This window comes from Brevundimonas sp., assembly GCF_036963785.1.
In the GTDB taxonomy this organism is placed as follows: Bacteria; Pseudomonadota; Alphaproteobacteria; order Caulobacterales; family Caulobacteraceae; genus Brevundimonas.
Genome location: NZ_JBALUS010000016.1, coordinates 1 through 823, shown reverse-complemented (window position 1 = coordinate 823; position 823 = coordinate 1). Strand labels below are relative to the sequence as shown.

2 protein-coding genes are annotated in these 823 nt (G+C 58.0%); both read left to right on the top strand.

What is annotated here, in order from left to right; translation table 11 throughout:
- Positions 1-334, top strand: a 334-nt coding sequence (locus tag V7672_RS15235) for a TRAP transporter large permease subunit (RefSeq protein WP_335625415.1), incomplete at its 5' end; no start/stop codon positions are given.
- A 20-nt stretch (positions 335-354) separates the two neighbouring features.
- Positions 355-823, top strand: a 469-nt coding sequence (locus V7672_RS15230; RefSeq protein ID WP_335625414.1) for a hydroxymethylglutaryl-CoA lyase, incomplete at its 3' end; no start/stop codon positions are given.

Sequence of the window (823 nt, the reverse complement as noted above, 5' to 3'; positions counted from 1 at the left end):
CCTGATGATGCTGATCCTGATTTTTCTGGGAACCGTGCTCGATGAGATCGGCATCATTTTGCTCACCGTGCCGGTCTTCCTGCCGGTGGTCCAATTCTACGGCTTCGACCAGATCTGGTTTGGTGTCCTCTTCGCGCTGACCATTCAGATGGGCTATATCAGCCCGCCCTTCGGTTACACTCTGTTCTACATCAAAGGGACACTGCCCAAGGACATCAGCATGGGAACGGTCTATCGCGGCATCCTGCCGTTCTTCCTGCTGCAGATCGTTGGCCTGCTTGTGTGCGTCGCCCTGCCGGATCTGATCACCTGGCTGCCGGAGCTCATGCGGTGAGTGCGTCTGGATTGGACAATATGAAGGTCACGATCGTCGAGGTCGGTCCCCGCGACGGCCTGCAGAACGAACCGGGTTTCGTCGACACGAGGTCCAAGATCGCCCTCATCGACATGTTGAGCGGATGCGGTTTCAAGCGCATTGAGGCGACAAGCTTTGTGTCGCCGCGTTGGGTACCGCAGATGGCGGATGCCGCTGAGGTCATGGCTGGCATAGAACGCCGCGCTGGAGTGATCTATTCAGTTCTGGCCCCCAATCTCAAGGGATGCGAAGCGGCCGTTGCCGCTCGTGCCGATGAGGTGGCAGTCTTTGCTTCTGCCTCCGAAAGCTTCAGTAAGAAGAACATCAACTGCAGCATAGCGGAAAGCCTGATGCGTTTTCAGCCCGTCGCCGAAGCGGCCAAGGCAGCACGAATCCCGATAAGGGGCTATGTCTCATGTGTGGTGCAATGTCCCTATGAGGGACCTGTCGTGCCGGATGCCGTGGCGC